Here is a 17,003-nt window from a genome sequence, read left to right on the forward strand (position 1 = left end):
TATCAAATGAAAAGAATATATAAATTATTATTAGTCTCTGTTTCTACTGTAGCATTCTTAGGTTCTTGTGATAAAACCTTAGATACACCTCCGGATTCAAGAACAGAGCTGGATACGCCCGAAAAGATTCAGAAATTACTGGTCTCTGCCTATCCCGCGGCGTCCACGTATTGGATGAACGAGATGTCTTCGGATAATGCGGATTATAACGGCGACGTATGGTTAGCTTACGACCGCTTTCATGGACAGTCTTTCTTTTGGCAAGATATTACCGAAGCCTCCAATGATAATACCTATGAGATTTGGAGCAAACACTACGGCGCTATTGGTACGGCCAATGCGGTATTAGAGGCGATCGAGAAGCTTGGAAATCCTAGTAACCTAGATGCGGCTCGAGGCGAAGCATTAATCTGTAGAGCCTACAGTCATTTTGTGTTAGTTAACACATTCTCGCATGCTTACAATAAAACGACGAGTCAAACGGATTTAGGGATCCCATATTCGGATAAGATCGAGAAGGAACTGATTACAGAACATGATCGTAGTACTGTTGCGAGAACTTACGAGTTGATTCAACAGGATATCGAAAAAGGACTGCCTTTAATCAGTGATTCGTACTATACACAACCAAAGTTCCACTTTAACATCAAAGCAGCACATGCTTTTGCTGCGCGCTTCTATTTGTATCATAGAGAATATGACAAGGCGATCGCTGCGGCGACAAAAGCTATTGGCACAGCCGGGAATGCAGATTTAAGAGATTGGAATGCGTTGCAGAAACTGAGCAACAATAATTTTATAAAACCCAATGCTTACATCAGTAAAGACGAAAAAGCAAATTACTTATTGATGGACGCGGTTTCAAGCTGGCCATATTGCCATGGTCCTTACCGAGGTGGCGGTCGTTACTCATTCAGTAAGTACATCTCTGATAATGAGGCGAGCACTTCAAATGGGCCTTGGGGCGATTATGCATTGTTGAACTTTAGAGCATTAAACTACGACGCGAATGCGAAGAAGATGGTGGCTTATAAAATCGCCGGCTACTTCGAGTATACCGATGTCATCAACAAGATTGGTTATGTGCATTCTGTACAGGCAATTTTTACAGCTGATGAAACGCTTTTGACGCGTGCAGAAGCTTATGCATTGAAGGGTGATGTGGATAATGCGGCAAAAGATATGTTGACATTTCTAGGGAATTATTCGGTAAAGCGTAATATCACGAAGCAGAGCATCCTAGATTTCTACAAAAACATTGATTATTACAAGTATGATGTTCCTACGCCTAAGAAAGCCTTCAATATTGACTTTTCTTTATCTCAAGATCAAGAGAACATGATTCACGCAATTTTACATAGCCGTCGCGTTCTAACGATGCACGAGGGGCAGCGTTGGAATGATATCAAGCGTTATGGTATCGTCATTTATAGACGCTTAGTCCAAAATAATGAGGTAGGCTTGCTGGATGAATTGAAACCAAATGACCCTCGTCGTGCTTACCAATTACCGAAAGAGATTTTAGGTGCTGGATTACCAGGAAACCCAAGATAATATTATGAAAATGAAGAAATTAAATATACTCTATTTTATTGCTGTACTGGCAGTTCTTGTAACTTCATGTCGAAAGGATGACCCTGTTGACAAAGATAACTCGATCTTCCAGCCTGCAGACCCGGCCACCGTTACGGAGTTCGATAACTGGCTAATCAAGAATATCGCCTATCCATATAACATCGATATTCTATATAAATATAACGATATCAATACCGATCCTCGTTTTATCCTGGTCCCTGCAGATGTTAAGAAGTCGCAATTAGCGATTCAAGTATTGAAGTACGCTTGGTTGGAAGCATACGACGAGGTCTTAGGTGTGGATTTCACCAGACAATATGCTCCTAAGCAATTTATGTTCGTAGGGTCTTCAGCGATTGAAAGCGATAATACGAAAGTAATGGCTACCGCAGAGGGAGGGGTTAAGATTACTATGTACGAGGTGAATACCCTGGAATTGGACGCCGCTAAATTGAATGACGGATATTTCCATATCATCCACCACGAGTTTAGCCACATTTTACACCAAACGAAAAACTACAGCACAGACTACCAAAAGATTTCGGAATCTGATTATATCAAAGATGATTGGTGGTTGACTTCGGATGCTGACGCGAGAAAGAAAGGTTTTGTTTCTGCCTATTCGATGGTGGAGCCGAACGAGGATTTTGCGGAGGTGTATTCGATTTTTATCACTTCGACAGACGCGCAATGGAAATCAATCATCGCACAAGCAGGAACAGAGGGTGCGGAAAAAATCAATAAGAAGCTGAATATCATTCGTGAATATGCGAAGAACTCTTGGGAATTTGATCTTGATGAATTACGCTCCGTAGTACTTCGTCGTTCGGAACGTGTTCCGGGTTTATCGTTTGTTGACTTTAATTAATTGAGAAAATGAAAAACATAAATAAGATATTTCTTGCTTGTGCGCTTGCATTGACCTTTAGTAGCTGTAGCCGTTTCGAAGATCCTATCTTCGATGATTCCTCAGCACAAAGAATGAACGAAGCGTTCGCCGAGTATGATAAGACACTTCAGAGTGCACCATACGGTTGGAGTTTGGATTATTACTACGGTGATTCTAAGAACCCGCTTGGCGGTTATAAGATGCTTGCAAAGTTTAAGGAAGGTAAAGTGGAATTAGCGTCTGAGCTGACTACAAATAAAGTGAACGCGGGGACTTCCCAAACTTCGACTTACAGCTTTGTTTCTGACAATGGTCCAGTTTTGAGTTTTGATAGTTATAATCCTATTCTTCATTATTATTCAGAGGCGTCGCCATCCTCTCCAGATGGATTGGGTGGAGATTATGAATTTATTATGGAGTCCGTAACGGCGGAAAAAATTGTTATGCGCGGCAAGAAATTCGGCAACACAATCGTTATGCGTCCGCTTAATGAGGAGAAGGACTTCGTAGCGTATGTGAATGAAATTAAAGAATTGAAAAATATCTTCAGTAAACTGATGCGTTTTGATGTTCAAACTGCTGCTGGAACTACTGGTGGAGCCATTAACTTGGATCAAAGTAAATGGTACAACACTGAGAATCCGGAGAAAGTAACATATTATGCAGTTTCTGACGAAGGTATTGATTTGCAATTCCCCGTGACTCTAGATGGTAAAGAATACGATAGCTTTATCTTCAATAAGGATACAAAAACCTTTCATGCTAGAGGAAATACCGCTATTACGATTAAAAGCGTCCGCTTGGAATATGCAGATATTCCAGGAAGTTACAAGTTATCTTATATCAGTAATCGTGGTTCAAAGAACGAGATTGTTACTATAAAAGCTAAAGAAGAAGGTAAGTCCTATACATTGACCTCTGAGACGTTTATTCTCCCTATTCAGTTAGATTATGAAAATGGGAACTTAATTTTCAAGCCACAAAATTTAGGTAGAACGCCTGACGGTTCTTCTGGCAACTTGTGGTTGACAGTGGGTTACGAAACGAATCTATTAGGCTATATCAGCCAAACTTACCAAAATACGCCAGAGCACATTATGGGAGGTTTATGGATGCAGGGCACGCGTGAGAAACCATCATTAACGGTTATGTCACAATACACAAAGCCAGGCATTTTTGGAGCATCGCCAATGAAATTTTTAGGCTTACATAAGATCGTTGGAACCACAAAAACATTTTACGATAATAAGGATGGGGTAAACTTCCTTTACAATATTAAACTCGTTAAGCAATAAGAATAATGACGATGAGAAATTTATTAAAATATATTTTCCTTTTAGGAGTCATGGCTACGGTCATGGTATCCTGTAAGAAGGATAATTCTGCGCCTGAATTGTCTGTTGTTGAGACAAAATTAGGAACTGGCCCCCTAGAAAATAAAGGGACCATCCAGCTAAGTTCAGCAGATTACACCGCAACTGTCGAAGATGCATGGTGTAAAATTGAGCAAGATGGAAATATCATTCACATCACAGTTGAACAGAACGATGATAAGACGAATCGCTCAACGCTGATCCACATCACATCGGGTGATGGCAAAATGCTAGTTGTTCCGATTACGCAGAGAGGGCTATTGTTTGATATAAACTCGCCCATTAAAGATTTGAATTATTCATTCAAAGGAGGAGTTAAGAAGATCAATATCATCAGTAACGTGGACTACAAGGTGGAATTTGATCAGGATTGGTTGAGCTATAAAGTAGAAGGCGATACACTCTATATCACTGCGGATAGCTATCAGCCTGCTGACAAAAACACGAAGCGAACAGCGAAAGCGACAATCATCTACGGGACTGATGAGGCGGTTTTAGATTTGACACAGCTGAATATTTTGTCTTACGAAGAATTCCTGGGGCCTGGCCGCTTATCATTTATTGATAACGCTACGGTCAATGAAACTTATCGTAAAACACTGTCAGTAAATATTGTAGAGAAAGTAAATGGTTCTGTGTTTACTGTAGTGACCGGGCCAATAGCAACACTTAGCAACAGATCCATCAAAATCGACGTCACGTATAACCCGGATGGGTCTATTCAGATTAATTCAGGACAATTGCTGTTTGAAGACTACTATGATGAAAGATCGACAGAGATTAACACGAACAAATTAGTTCGAGTTTATGGTATGATGTACAATATCGCTGCTAAGACCTATAGCTCTAATTTCGATCCTTTGTTGAAGGCAATAGCTGAATCTTCAACGACGGGTATGGTTTATAGATTTAATGCGTTTAATAAATGGAACAATGGTTCTCCGCTTGAGATTTTATACAGAGAATACGCTGCAGACGGTATGGCGTTTCCTGCTTATAAGTTGAATACAACAACAATCAGTAGGTTTACCAACATCCCTCCATATGTTTATATGCTTGGGATGCGTTTAGAAAAGTAATTTCATTGTTTAGTTAATAATTGCTTAGAAGCTGCCCCTCGGGGCAGCTTCTTTTTTTTCTGAAAGCGTTTGTTTTCAACGGCCATCAAGAATTTTCATGTTTGTTGGTTTTATGGAAGTATGAAAGATTTTGTGTCTGATTGTTACAAAGGGGCAAGCTGTTTTTCATTTCAGTTGGGTACACAAGAAAGCTGGACTCAAAGTATCATACATTTAATATTTGATTCATATTCTTTGGTATACAACTGAGTTAGTTTTGAAATATAAGAGGGATTAAATTGATGAGAAATAAAAATACACAGCATGCTGTTTGTCGTTCCGGGAGGAGTTGGCAAAACATGTTCTTTGACATCTTGATAGTGTGGGAATTAGGCTGTCTCCGTCCTTTCAAATAGACGGAGATTAAATGGGCTAGCTATAGCGGGAATCGCTTACTTTTTGATGTAAGCGATGATTTTTTCTGCCAAGAAGCTCGATAGCTTGTAATAGCTTTCGAAGGTCCAACCTGCGACATGCGGACTTAATAATACATTGTCGCGGCTAATAAGATCTTTGTACCATGCTTGTTCAGCTAGCGTGGGGAATTTTTCAATGGGCAATACATCGAATGCTGCTCCTAATATTTTGCCTTGATCTAAATATTTCAATACCGCCGGGATCTGCGCTATTCCACCTCGTGCTCCCATCAAAAAGAAGATAGGCTTACGGAAATGGAATAGGTACTCCTCGTCAACCATGCCTTTCGTTTCTCTCGTTAATGGGATGTGGAAGCTTAGTACATCGGCTAGCTTGACCACTTCTTCCATAGAGACTTCGCGGGCATACTGGTCGGAGAAGCCTGTTTTGTATTTGTCATAGGCAATGACCTTGACTTCAAAACCGGATAGTTTCTTTGCCATGGCCTGTCCGTTATGGCCATATCCTATGATCGCGACCGTACGTCCTTTGAGTTCGTAGCCACGGTTTTCTTCCCGCAACCATTTTTCCGAACGAACTTCCTGGTCGCCACGACGTAGGTTGTTCATAAGGGATAGCAACATGCCGATCATGTGCTCGCCGACCGCATCCTTATTTCCGTCGTTAGCACTGAATAAAGCGATGCCTTTGCTGTCGGCATATGCTTCGTCGATATTGTCCATTCCTGCTCCGGAGCGACCAATAAGCTTTAGCTTGCTGCCCAGGTCGATAAAATCGGAGTCCACCTGAAACTTTGAACGGATGACTAAGCCCTCGTATTCGGGAATCAACTGTTCTGCTTCTTCGCGCGTAATTTCAGGTTGATAGTTATAAGGAATCTTCGCTTGGTCTAATTTTTCTAAGAAGACTTCATGAAGGTCATCGACGATTAGAATATTCATTTGCATTAGGTGTTAAGAGTCATGAAATCTTGTTTGAAGAGCTTCTCCAAAGCTTTCTGATTTGCTTTGGCGGGAAGCATTTTCATCATCGTGTTTCGCACGCTGATCATAATGGGGTTTTCCCATTGTGACACTTGTCCGATCATCTTGGAGGTGTCGGTAATATATTTTGTTCGTGCCAGCCTTCTGTGTTCGAAAGACTTGAAGGCCGCAAGGACATCGGTTTTCTTTTTCAGTTCATCTTGCAGCACGACAACATCCTCTAGGGCTTGACATGCGCCCTGTCCCATATTTGGGGTCGTGGCGTGTCCAGCGTCGCCTATCAGCAGGATATTGCCGTAGGCGAGGTTTTTCAATGGAGCTATATCGATGATGTCGCTCCAGATGAGGTCTTCATCGCGTGTATTTGCAAGGAGGGTTGGAATAGGATCGTGGTAGTCTGCAAATTGCTTTTGCAAATCTGCCACGCGGTATTTGCTAAATGCAGGATGATTGCGCGGTCCGTTGATGCAAGCATACCAATAGATGCGGTTATTTACGAGCGGTGTCATCCCGAATCTGCCGTCTTTTCCCCAGGTCTCTGTTCCTAAGCTAAGCTGGATTTCACTGTTGTCGATCGTTGCACGCCAGCAACTGTATCCCGCATAGCGAGGGCTAGAAGTGGGCACTAGCTGTTGACGAAGTGGCGACTTGACACCATCGGCAATGATAAGGTACTTGCATTCGTGCTTGCTGCCATCGGCAAAGGATAATAAGATGCTATCGGATTTTTGTACTAGCTCGATGGCTTGTTTCCCTAGCTGCAAACGCTGAGCTTGCAATTTGCTTAATAGGTAAAGATGTAGATCTGCCCGATGTATGGCGAAGTTCTGCTGTTGATACTTATCAGAAAGCGTGCTAGTATTGGGATTGACGAGGATGTTTCCACGTTGATCTAGTATGGCAAAGGAACCTAGGTAATAGCCTATTTTCTCTACTTCGGGGCGTAGTCCAAGAATTTCGAGGGCTCGCATGGCGTTGGCGGCTAAGCCGAAGCCGGCACCTATTCCTTTTACTTCTTTGGTTTGTTCAAAAAGGCAGAAGTCGCGACCCAGTTGTTCCAGAGCAATGCCAGCCGTTAAGCCGGCCACTCCGCCTCCTACGATCGCAAACTCACTTTTTGTTAGCATATCATTTGGTATTCGAGATTTCGTTTGTTAGCAATTCAAAGTCAGCAACGCTCAGTCGCTCTGCGCGAAGCTCATATAGTGGATTATCGCTCATTTTGTCTTTCGGTACAACAGCGGATAATGCATTCCTCAAGGTCTTGCGACGTTGGTTAAAGCCTGCTTTTACTACACGCCAGAACAGTTTTTCGTCACAGTCCAGGGTTTCGCGATTGTTTCTGACCATGCGCATCACGCCCGAAAGTACTTTAGGCGGCGGGTTAAAAGCTCCTGCTTTGACCGTGAAGAGGTAGGAAACATCGTAATACGCTTGCAGAAATACGGAAAGTATGCCGTATTCTTTGTTGCCTGGCTTTGCCACGCAACGCTCGGCGACTTCTTTTTGAAACATACCCACCATTTCCACAACGCGATTGCGTTCTTCCAATATCTTGAATAGGATCTGTGAAGAGATGTTGTAAGGGAAGTTTCCGATGACAGCCATCTTTGCGTCGAAATACTTGCTGAAATCCAGTTCTAAGAAGTCCCCATGGATCAATCGATCTCCCAATTGAGGGTATTTATCAGCAAGGAATTCAATGGATTCATCATCGACATCGATTAAGAAAGTCTCGTATTGTTCGTTTTGCAGTAAGAAATCGGATAGAACGCCCATTCCTGGCCCTACTTCCAATACCTGTTTAAAGCCTAAACTCGGTGTTAGAGCATCTACAATGCGTTGGGCTGCATTCTTATCATTTAGAAAGTGTTGACCTAGGTGTTTCTTTGCGCGTACTGAACTCATACTGTAAATTTATCAACAAAGATACTATTTTATGTCGGCTACTGTGATAGGTTACAAATAAGTATTTAAATAGGAATAGAAACTGCTCTTTTAGGTTTTTTTGTTATTTTTGACATACTAAAGAGCTATTACGATGAGTGAAAAGTTAAAAATTGGTATTTCGATAGGTGATATTAATGGGATTGGTTTAGAGGTGATTATTAAGTCTTTGCTGGATAATCGCGTACTGGACTTCTTTACACCGATTGTTTATGGAAATACAAAGGTTGCTTCTTTTCACCGTAAAGCGATTGGTGTTAACGACTTTAGCTTTAATGTCATTAACTCTGCAGATCAGGCGAATGCGAAGCGTCCGAACATGATCAACTGCTGGCAGGAGGATGTAAAGATCAGTCTGGGCGAGCAGAACGAGATTGGCGGTAAATACGCGTTCCTTTCGTTGCAAAGAGCGACTGAAGATTTAAAAGCCGGCTTGATCGATGCTTTAGTAACGGCGCCTATCAATAAGCATAATATTCAGCAAGAAGGTTTCCATTTTCCTGGGCATACCGAGTATCTGCAGGCCGCTTTCGGGGCGAAGGATGTGTTGATGTTTATGGTGAGTGAAGATCTTCGCGTAGGTGTAGTGACGGGGCATATTCCGGTAAAGGATGTTGCTGCGGCGATTACGGTAGATAGCATCTTGCATAAGCTACGCATGATGAATGATAGCTTAAAGACGGACTTTTGGATTCAGAAACCGAAGATTGCTGTTCTGGGCTTGAACCCACATGCTGGCGATGACGGATTGATTGGAACAGAAGACCTGGAGATTATCCGTCCTGCGATTGAAAAAGCGAATGAAGAGGGTATTTTCTGTTTTGGACCTTATCCGGCAGATGGCTTCTTTGCGGCAGATGCTTATACGAAGTTTGATGCGGTATTAGCGATGTATCATGACCAAGGACTGATTCCATTTAAGCATATTGCTTCCCGGACGGGAATTAACTTTACTGCTGGATTGCCAGTCGTACGTACCTCTCCGGATCACGGAACCGGATATGATATTGCTGGGCAGAATCTTGCGTCGCATACTTCTTTTGTAGAGGCGATGTTTGAAGCGGTACATATTGTTAATCGCCGTAGAGAGCAGGCTATATTAACGGAGAATCCACTTTCTTTCCGTCGTTTATCGAAAGATAGAGATTAAGAGATCTTTGTTTCCTGCTTATCGCAATAAGCATTTTCTTTTATTTTTCCTTACTTTTGCACTTTGTTGCTATGAGTGAAGATTTAACACATCCCATATTTCCCATTATCAAAGATTTGGCCGAGGAACTACATGTTGCTTGCTATGTCATTGGTGGCTATGTGCGGGATAGATTGATGGGGCGTCCCTTCAAAGATGATGTCGATATATTGGTGCTGGGGAGTGGTATTGAGTTTGCTACGGCCTTGGGCGAAAAACTGCATACGAAGGTTGCTGTTTATAAATCCTTTGGCACGGCGATGTTGATCTATCAAGGGCTTCAGGTCGAGTTTGTGGGTGCTCGTAAAGAGTCTTACCGCTCGGAATCCAGAAAGCCTATTGTGGAAGATGGCACCTTGGCCGACGATCAGAATCGTCGCGACTTCACCATCAATGCGATGGCTTATTCGTTGAATGAGGCTAGCTATGGCGAGCTTGTTGATCCTTTCCAGGGACAAGAAGATATTGCGAATCGTATTATCCGAACGCCCTTAGAACCGGGGATTACCTTCTCAGACGATCCTTTAAGGATGATGCGTGCTATTCGCTTTGCGACTCAATTAAACTTTAAGATTGATGCTGTTGCCCTGAATGCTATTCATGAGCAAGTGGAACGCATTAAGATCATCTCTAAAGAACGCATTGCCGATGAGCTTAATAAGATTATTCTTGCAGAAAAACCTTCTATAGGTTTTAAGTACCTATTCGATACGGGTTTGCTGGAACACATATTTCCTGCAATGCAGCAATTGCATGGCGTTGAATACATTGATGGCAAAGGTCATAAGGACAACTTCTATCACACCTTAGAAGTGTTGGACAATGTTGCTGAACTGTCTGACGACTTGTGGCTGCGCTGGGCGGCAATTATGCATGATATTGCAAAGCCTGCGACGAAGCGTTTTGACAAGAAGAGCGGATGGACCTTCCACGGTCATGAAGATAAGGGGGCGAAAATGGTCCCTAAGCTTTTTGCCGAGCTGAAACTTCCATTGAACGAAAAGATGAAGTTTGTGCAGAAGCTTGTGCTTCTTCATCTGCGACCTATCGTATTGGCGAAGGATATCGTAACGGATTCAGCGGTTAGAAGACTCTTATTCGAGGCGGGAGACGACATCGATGCCTTGATGATGCTATGCCATGCGGACGTAACGACTAAGAACGAGTTTAAGAAAAAGAAGTATCGGGAGAACTTCGAGCTAGTAAAGCAAAAGCTAAAGGATGTGGAAGAGCGAGATCATCTCCGCAACTGGCAGCCTCCTGTCGATGGGGATGACATTATGAAAGCCTTTAATATAGGGCCAGGCAGACATGTCGGCATGATTAAGAATGCCATCCGTGAAGCGATTCTGGAAGGTGAAATCCCAAATACGAGAGACGCTGCTTTTGCGTTTATGATTGAGCGGGGCATAAGCTTAGGACTACAGCAGGTAGAGAAAGCGTAAAAGCAAAAAAATTATTAACTTTAGCGGTTGAATTTAAACCACAGACAACTTTATATAAGAAATGGCAATTTATAGATTTAGAATAACCTTTGAGGATTATGAGGATGTATATAGGGAAATAGATATGCCTTCGAAGAGCACATTCCTAGAATTACACCACGCAATACATACCGCTACAGGTTACGAAGTAGAGCGTTCATCTTCCTTCTATGTGAGTAATGATCAATGGAAAAAAGGAACGGAGATCGCTTATCTACCTAACGACCGTAAGAAAGCTGCCGGCGTATTGGAGATGGAGCTTATCAAAATGAGCAAGTTCATCGATGATCCGCATCAGAAATTCTATTATATCTATAATTTTGACCGCCCATATGATTTCCATGTGGAACTCATCAAAATCCTAAAAGAGGAAGACGGTAAATCCTATCCAGCGATCTTCAAGTCTGTTGGTGAAGTTCCTAAGAACATCACGGCAGCGAACTTCCCTGTGGCAGGTGCGGATGAGGATGACGATGAGGAGTATGTAGATGAATCTGCTGAAGAGTACGGTGTAGACGAGGAGGATGATTACGATATGTTCGACGATGAAGAAGAGGCTGGAGAGGAAGACGGACAAAGCGAAAAAGGCATGAACGACGACTATTAGTCGTAATAAAAATAAAGAACTATTTTGAGGAACTAGCGACTTTCTTTTATAGTTGCTAGTTCCTTAATTTTTAAAAAAGTATTTGTTTTCCCCTGCCAATTTGAAGTGTTCTTCGGTTGCATTTCAAATGGAAAGATAAAACATATTTATACCCCAATTAAAGCATGGAGTTTCCTAAATCCCTGATTGTCGTTGTTGGTCCTACGGCTGTCGGCAAGACGGCAATGGCTATTGCTTTAGCGAAGCATTATCAGACTTCCATTATATCAGCGGATTCCAGACAATTCTATTGGGAGATGAGTATTGGCACAGCCAAGCCCTCAGCTCAGGAACTTCAGGAAGCCACACATTACTTCATCAATTCGCATTCTATTTCAGACGATTACTCGGCTGGCGACTTCGAGAGAGAGGCGCTGTTGCAAGTAGAAAAGCTGTTCGAGGAAAGCGACAAAGTAATCGTCGTGGGAGGCTCCGGCTTATTTGTTCGAGCGCTTTGCGAAGGGTTGGACGATCTTCCGAAAGCTCCAGAAGCGATCAGAGAAGCCTTGAATGCAGCTTTAGAGCGAGATGGATTGGCTGTATTACAAGAACGCCTGCGGGCTATAGATCCAGATAACTATGAGCAGATGGATCATGATAACCCACAACGTGTGGTTCGTGCTTTAGAAGTTTATGAGGCTACTGGAAAGCCTATTTCCTATTATCAGAAAAACCAAAGAAGCAAGCGCAATTTCAATATCATTACGGTTGGATTAAATACCGACCGAGCGGTACTCTACGATAGAATCAACAAGCGTGTTGATTTGATGATGCAAGAAGGTTTGTTGGAGGAGGTGAAGAGCCTCATTCCTTATCGGGCGAAGCCTGCCTTGCTGACGGTAGGATATGCTGAACTCTTCGATTACTTAGACGGCAATATCAGCTTAGCGCAAGCTATCGATAGTATCAAGCAAAACTCGAGGCGCTATGCCAAGCGACAGATCACCTGGTTTAAAAAATATGGCGGTACTACCTGGTTTGAACCCAAGCAGCTGGAAGATATTATCGAATTTATCGATAGCAAGACGAAGAAATAGCAAAAGAGCCCAGCAAGTCTGCGCTATAATTGAACTAGCCTTTTTAGAAAACTAAGACAAACTTTAAGGATATACACAAGTGCTGTTTTATACCTAGCGGCCTGTTAAACTTCCTAAAAACAGGATGTTGATGAGGGACATGTTCTGTTAAAATACTTTATACGATTGTGTAAAAAATTAAGTGAAAAACGATTTCGTAGATTGTGCAATCGATTGAATTCCTTTAGGCTCGATTAAATGTTTATTTTAGAAGATTATAACCCAAATAATCTATGAACAAATTTACTAGCCTGTTTGCGGTCGCAACTGCACTCCTACTAGGTAATCAATGCATCGCCCAATCTCGTGTAGTACAATCTTTTAACGACGATTGGAAGTTCTATAAAGCAAATAACTCCACATTCTTTACCGATTTTGAGAATGGTCAGAAATACTTCGAAAGTCAAAGTCAATGGACGAAGCTTGAGGTGTGGGAAGATGTGACACTCCCACATACCTACAACCGTACGGATATGCAAACCGACCGTAACTTCTTCGAAGGCAAAGCGGTCTATACCAAAACCTTCTCCGTAGATGCTGCCTCGAAAGATAAACGCACATTCATTAAGTTCGAAGGCGTAGGCGCAATTGCTAAGTTATACATCAATGATAATTTTATCGGCGAGCATAAAGGTGGTTACAGCATGTTCACTTACGAGATTACAAATTCAGTGAACTACGATAAACCTAATACCATCACGGTCATTGCCGATAATGCTTCTCGTAAAGATATCATTCCCATAAACCAGTTCTTATTTCCGGTATATGGTGGAATTTACAGACCTGTCCACTTGATTACAACCAACAAAACCAGCTTTGTTGTAACCGATCGTGCTGCCCCGGGAATACAGATTCGCCAGCAGAACGTATCTGCGAAGAATGCTGATATTGAGGTTTCTGCAAAATTGGAAACCAAGGAAAAGACGGCACAAGCGGCAGAGCTATGGGTGGAGATTAGAGATTATGATGGCAAGCTTGTACAAACTGAGAAGCAACCCGTAAAGATTAGTCCTCAGGGAGTAACCTATGTGAAGCAAGCGGTAAAGATGAAATCACCACGCCTTTGGGACGGTATCCGCGATCCTTATCTGTATTCCGTAACGGCAAAAATTATGTCGGGTGGCAAAGAACTGGATGCGGTAAAACAACCCTTAGGAGTTCGTAAAGTAGAGATCAATGGAGGTCAGAATGTGTTGTTGAACGGAAAGCCTTATCCGATGTATGGTGTTTGTAGACATCAGGATCGTGAAGGTTTCGGATCAGCATTGAGTTTTGCACAACATAAAGAGGACATGTTGATGATTAAAGAAATGGGCGCCACGACGATTCGCTTAGCACATTATCAACAATCGCCGGAAATCTATTCTCTTGCTGACACATTAGGTTTCCTCACATGGGCAGAAATCCCATTCGTTAATCGTGTGTCTTACTATGAAAATGACAATGCGAAACAACAGATGACGGAGCTTGTGAAGCAGAATATGAATCACCCCTCTATTTATATCTGGGGAGTTCACAATGAAGTTTATTCTAAAACAGCAGACGAACAAGTTCCGGTGCTTTCGCGCGAACTCAATGATATCGCGAAGACCTTAGACCCTGATCGTTATACAGTAGCCGTTACAGGATACAATGTTGTTGACCGACAAGAAAATTTAACTACGGATGTTCAAGGGATCAACCATTATTTCGGTTGGTACGGTGGCAAGATCGAAGATCTTGGTCCATGGGCTAAAAAAGTACAACAAGACTTCCCGGGATACAAAATCATGCTTTCCGAATACGGAGCAGACGGTAATATGGATATCGGTCAGGAGGAATTGAAGATGCCGGATAACGTAGTTTCGGGGAAGTCATTCCCGGAAAACTATCAGACTGAGACGCATATTCAGCAATGGGCCGCTATTCAGCAGAATCCTATAATCGTGGCCTCTTATGTTTGGAATATGTTCGAATTTGCGGTACCTGCATGGAATCGCGGAGGCGTGAATGCTCGAAACCTGAAAGGGTTAGTGAGCTTCGACCGCAAGCGCAAGAAAGATTCCTTCTACTGGTATAAAGCGAATTGGAATCCAGAGCCGATGATCTACCTAGCGAACAGAAGAGATAATGAGCGGACGAAGGCACAAGGCAAAGTACAGGTGTTCTCCAATCTAAAAGATGTGAAACTAGAAGTCAATGGTAAGAGCTATACAGCTAAACAGGGCGTAAATGATAAGCACTGGGTTGTTGAACAGGTCGATCTGAAGCAAGGTCAAAACACGATCGTTGCTGTTGGAAAAGATGGTTCAAAGGAACTCAGAGATGAGATGGTTTGGAACTTAAAATAAACGAAGGAATGAACGTACTAAAATATTCAATGCTAACCCTTTTAGGAATGGGCTTAGCGTCGGGACAAGTGTCAGCGCAATGGACGGGGCCAAAGCAGAAACCTGCAGAACGTAAAGAAGTGAAATTCGGGCCGATTACTCCAAAGAATCGAACCGATGCAAATATGGAAGCCTTCCGTAATTATGGCTTAGGACAATTTATTCACTGGGGATTGTATGCTATTCCTGGTAATGAGTGGGAGGGAGTTTCTGCGCGCAAAGGAGCGGCAGCATCCGAGTGGATTCGCACATGGTCTGGTCCTAACGCGCCGAAAAATTGGAAAGAAACTTATGACAACCTTTACAAGCAGTTCGATCCAAAATCTTTCGATGCCAAAGCTTGGGCAAAACAGGCTAAAGATATGGGTGCGAAGTATATGATTTTCACCACGAAGCACCATGACGGATTTGCATTATGGCCGACACAGTATTCGGAATATGATGTTATGGCGTCGCCTTATAAAAAGGATATTGTAAAGGAAGTTGTCGATGCTTACACCGCGGAAGGTATTGATGTTTATCTATACTTCTCCGTTTTGGAATGGAATAATCCGGATTACCTGACGAAGGCACCGGTAACTGCCGAAGAAAAAGCGAAGTACAATAAGTTCTTGCAGTACACGAAGAACCAATTAATGGAATTATTGACCAATTATCCACAGATTAAGGGCTTTTGGTTCGACGGTACTTGGGATCAATCCTGGGTACAGTCCTATGAGTTCACCTATAATCTGGAGAAAGAGCTAAGAGAAAAACATCCAGGATTAATCATCGGCTCTCGTTTTCGCAATGATGAATTCGGAAAACGCCATTTTGATAGCAACGGTGATATCTTAGGCGATTACGAGCAAGGATGGGAGCGGAAGCTACCTCAGGCCTACGAATGGCTTGATGGCAACGACTGGGATGCGGTTATGACGATTCCTCCAAATGGTTGGGGCTATATGAAAGACTGGTCTGGATTATATACCAAAACAACAGACGATCTATTGGATATGTTAATGCAGTCCGTTTCGCTGAATGGAAACTTTGTATTGAACTTTGGACCTGATGGCCAAGGAAAGATGCATCCAGGAGAAGATAAGATTGCAAAAGAATTAGGCGCATGGATGAAAGTCAATGGCGAGGCTGTACATGGCGCGCGTCATGCTGACCTTCCAGTCTCGAAGTTAGGATACTATACAGCAAAGGGAAATACACTTTATCTATCCGTATTTAACCGCCCAGTCAATAATATCGCACGCATCGCTGTACCAAAGAACAGCAAACGCGTTCCTATATCTGCTCAGATTTTAGGAAATAAAGCGCAGTTGAAAGTCGTACATTCGGACATAGGCTTGGACTTGGATAAGAATACCTACTATGATGTAATAATTCCTAAAGGGTATAAAAGCGACAGAGCTTTTGTGATCAAAATGGAATTGGGCGAGCCAAGCAAAGCTACAGACAAGCTGATGGATGCTAAAATGTAATAGCTAACATTAAAAATAAACTAAAAAAGCCACCGCTCTTTTTTAGGGCGGTGGCTTTTTTTGTGCTTAAAATATTTTTTTAAGCTAGATAGGCGATGAACATCTATCCAGCTTAACGATGTCTGCGATTTTACTTTGTCACATTGACAACATACCATACTTGTAGGTTGCCCGATTTGATAACAACAGTATCCTTACCTACACTAACGCCAGTTACCAAACCAGCGTTAGAGAATGTAGCGATCTCCGGATGCTTGTTCGAATACGTTGCATCTGTTACGGTTCTGTTGCCAGGTGTAACAGCCAGATTTAATTGCAATGGTGTTCCGATCTTTACCGGAATCTGCATATTGCCTGCCGCATTCACAGCTTCTCTCGCTGTTAAACTCTCGCCAAAGTCTACCTTGTCTTTTTTACAAGAGTAAAGTAAGGACATGCCGATTCCAGCAACGAGGAACAGGCGTGTAATATATTTAGTTTTCATGATCTTTCTATTAATTGATA

14 protein-coding genes are annotated in these 17,003 nt (G+C 42.5%); 10 read left to right on the forward strand and 4 right to left on the reverse strand.

Annotated features, from left to right (window positions below; all coding sequences use genetic code 11):
- The first annotated feature begins 6 nt into the window (after positions 1 to 6).
- From QYC40_RS02280 to QYC40_RS02295, 4 genes are read left to right on the forward strand one after another with little or no spacing between them, the layout of a single operon-like run.
- Positions 7 to 1,554, forward strand: coding sequence for a RagB/SusD family nutrient uptake outer membrane protein (locus tag QYC40_RS02280; RefSeq protein ID WP_301992168.1), 1,548 nt, complete (start codon positions 7 to 9; stop codon positions 1,552 to 1,554).
- Positions 1,555 to 1,564: 10 nt separating this feature from the next.
- Entirely contained in the window at positions 1,565 to 2,443 is an 879-nt protein-coding gene (locus QYC40_RS02285) for a putative zinc-binding metallopeptidase (RefSeq protein WP_301992170.1), read from the forward strand.
- Between the two features lie 8 nt (positions 2,444 to 2,451).
- Positions 2,452 to 3,759 (forward strand): DUF4302 domain-containing protein, encoded by a 1,308-nt coding sequence (locus QYC40_RS02290; protein WP_301992172.1) that lies wholly within the window; start codon positions 2,452 to 2,454, stop codon positions 3,757 to 3,759.
- An 11-nt stretch (positions 3,760 to 3,770) separates the two neighbouring features.
- Entirely contained in the window at positions 3,771 to 4,916 is a 1,146-nt protein-coding gene (locus tag QYC40_RS02295) for a BACON domain-containing carbohydrate-binding protein (RefSeq protein WP_301992173.1), read from the forward strand.
- Between the two features lie 431 nt (positions 4,917 to 5,347).
- On the opposite strand, the gene QYC40_RS02300 is transcribed toward QYC40_RS02295, so the two are convergent.
- From QYC40_RS02300 to rsmA, 3 genes are read right to left on the reverse strand one after another with little or no spacing between them, the layout of a single operon-like run.
- Positions 5,348 to 6,280, reverse strand: a complete 933-nt coding sequence (locus QYC40_RS02300; RefSeq protein WP_301992174.1) for an NAD(P)-dependent oxidoreductase — start codon at positions 6,278 to 6,280, stop codon at positions 5,348 to 5,350.
- The gene (locus QYC40_RS02305) at positions 6,280 to 7,443 is read right to left on the reverse strand and encodes an FAD-dependent monooxygenase (RefSeq protein ID WP_301992175.1); all 1,164 of its coding nucleotides are present in this window, start codon (positions 7,441 to 7,443) and stop codon (positions 6,280 to 6,282) included. Before QYC40_RS02305 ends, QYC40_RS02300 begins: the two co-directional genes overlap by 1 nt.
- A gap of 1 nt (position 7,444) precedes the next feature.
- The gene (rsmA, locus tag QYC40_RS02310; protein ID WP_301992176.1) at positions 7,445 to 8,224 is read right to left on the reverse strand and encodes a 16S rRNA (adenine(1518)-N(6)/adenine(1519)-N(6))-dimethyltransferase RsmA; all 780 of its coding nucleotides are present in this window, start codon (positions 8,222 to 8,224) and stop codon (positions 7,445 to 7,447) included.
- Positions 8,225 to 8,357: 133 nt separating this feature from the next.
- Between rsmA and pdxA the strand changes: the two genes are divergently transcribed.
- From pdxA to QYC40_RS02340, 6 genes are all read left to right on the forward strand, one after another.
- Complete coding sequence (pdxA, locus tag QYC40_RS02315) at positions 8,358 to 9,413, forward strand: 4-hydroxythreonine-4-phosphate dehydrogenase PdxA (protein WP_301992177.1); 1,056 nt, start codon at positions 8,358 to 8,360, stop codon at positions 9,411 to 9,413.
- 71 nt (positions 9,414 to 9,484) lie between these two features.
- Positions 9,485 to 10,897: a CCA tRNA nucleotidyltransferase gene (locus QYC40_RS02320; RefSeq protein ID WP_301992178.1), complete on the forward strand. Its 1,413-nt coding sequence runs from the start codon at positions 9,485 to 9,487 to the stop codon at positions 10,895 to 10,897.
- A 61-nt stretch (positions 10,898 to 10,958) separates the two neighbouring features.
- Positions 10,959 to 11,543, forward strand: coding sequence for a hypothetical protein (locus tag QYC40_RS02325; RefSeq protein WP_301992179.1), 585 nt, complete (start codon positions 10,959 to 10,961; stop codon positions 11,541 to 11,543).
- Between the two features lie 164 nt (positions 11,544 to 11,707).
- Positions 11,708 to 12,619 carry a tRNA (adenosine(37)-N6)-dimethylallyltransferase MiaA gene (gene miaA, locus QYC40_RS02330; protein ID WP_301992182.1) on the forward strand — a complete coding sequence of 304 codons (912 nt, stop codon included), beginning with the start codon at positions 11,708 to 11,710 and terminating at the stop codon, positions 12,617 to 12,619.
- Between the two features lie 272 nt (positions 12,620 to 12,891).
- Positions 12,892 to 14,988, forward strand: coding sequence for a glycoside hydrolase family 2 protein (locus tag QYC40_RS02335; protein WP_301992183.1), 2,097 nt, complete (start codon positions 12,892 to 12,894; stop codon positions 14,986 to 14,988).
- 8 nt (positions 14,989 to 14,996) lie between these two features.
- On the forward strand, positions 14,997 to 16,499 hold the full coding sequence (locus QYC40_RS02340) for an alpha-L-fucosidase (RefSeq protein ID WP_301992185.1): 1,503 nt from the start codon (positions 14,997 to 14,999) through the stop codon (positions 16,497 to 16,499).
- A 130-nt stretch (positions 16,500 to 16,629) separates the two neighbouring features.
- Here the strand turns inward: QYC40_RS02340 and QYC40_RS02345 are convergent, their stop codons facing one another.
- Positions 16,630 to 16,983, reverse strand: a complete 354-nt coding sequence (locus tag QYC40_RS02345; protein ID WP_301992186.1) for an Ig-like domain-containing protein — start codon at positions 16,981 to 16,983, stop codon at positions 16,630 to 16,632.
- Positions 16,984 to 17,003: the final 20 nt, after the last annotated feature.

This window comes from Sphingobacterium sp. BN32 (genome assembly GCF_030503615.1).
In the GTDB taxonomy this organism is placed as follows: Bacteria; Bacteroidota; Bacteroidia; order Sphingobacteriales; family Sphingobacteriaceae; genus Sphingobacterium.

Excerpts from the sequence above, each read along its gene's own strand:
- QYC40_RS02280 (WP_301992168.1), top strand. The coding sequence starts at position 7 with ATGAAAAGAATATATAAATTATTATTAGTCTCTGTTTCTACTGTAGCA.
- QYC40_RS02285 (WP_301992170.1), top strand. The coding sequence starts at position 1,565 with ATGAAGAAATTAAATATACTCTATTTTATTGCTGTACTGGCAGTTCTT.
- QYC40_RS02290 (WP_301992172.1), top strand. The coding sequence starts at position 2,452 with ATGAAAAACATAAATAAGATATTTCTTGCTTGTGCGCTTGCATTGACC.
- QYC40_RS02295 (WP_301992173.1), top strand. The coding sequence starts at position 3,771 with ATGAGAAATTTATTAAAATATATTTTCCTTTTAGGAGTCATGGCTACG.
- QYC40_RS02300 (WP_301992174.1), bottom strand. The coding sequence starts at position 6,280 with ATGCAAATGAATATTCTAATCGTCGATGACCTTCATGAAGTCTTCTTA.
- QYC40_RS02305 (WP_301992175.1), bottom strand. The coding sequence starts at position 7,443 with ATGCTAACAAAAAGTGAGTTTGCGATCGTAGGAGGCGGAGTGGCCGGC.
- rsmA (WP_301992176.1), bottom strand. The coding sequence starts at position 8,224 with ATGAGTTCAGTACGCGCAAAGAAACACCTAGGTCAACACTTTCTAAAT.
- pdxA (WP_301992177.1), top strand. The coding sequence starts at position 8,358 with ATGAGTGAAAAGTTAAAAATTGGTATTTCGATAGGTGATATTAATGGG.
- QYC40_RS02320 (WP_301992178.1), top strand. The coding sequence starts at position 9,485 with ATGAGTGAAGATTTAACACATCCCATATTTCCCATTATCAAAGATTTG.
- QYC40_RS02325 (WP_301992179.1), top strand. The coding sequence starts at position 10,959 with ATGGCAATTTATAGATTTAGAATAACCTTTGAGGATTATGAGGATGTA.
- miaA (WP_301992182.1), top strand. The coding sequence starts at position 11,708 with ATGGAGTTTCCTAAATCCCTGATTGTCGTTGTTGGTCCTACGGCTGTC.
- QYC40_RS02335 (WP_301992183.1), top strand. The coding sequence starts at position 12,892 with ATGAACAAATTTACTAGCCTGTTTGCGGTCGCAACTGCACTCCTACTA.
- QYC40_RS02340 (WP_301992185.1), top strand. The coding sequence starts at position 14,997 with ATGAACGTACTAAAATATTCAATGCTAACCCTTTTAGGAATGGGCTTA.
- QYC40_RS02345 (WP_301992186.1), bottom strand. The coding sequence starts at position 16,983 with ATGAAAACTAAATATATTACACGCCTGTTCCTCGTTGCTGGAATCGGC.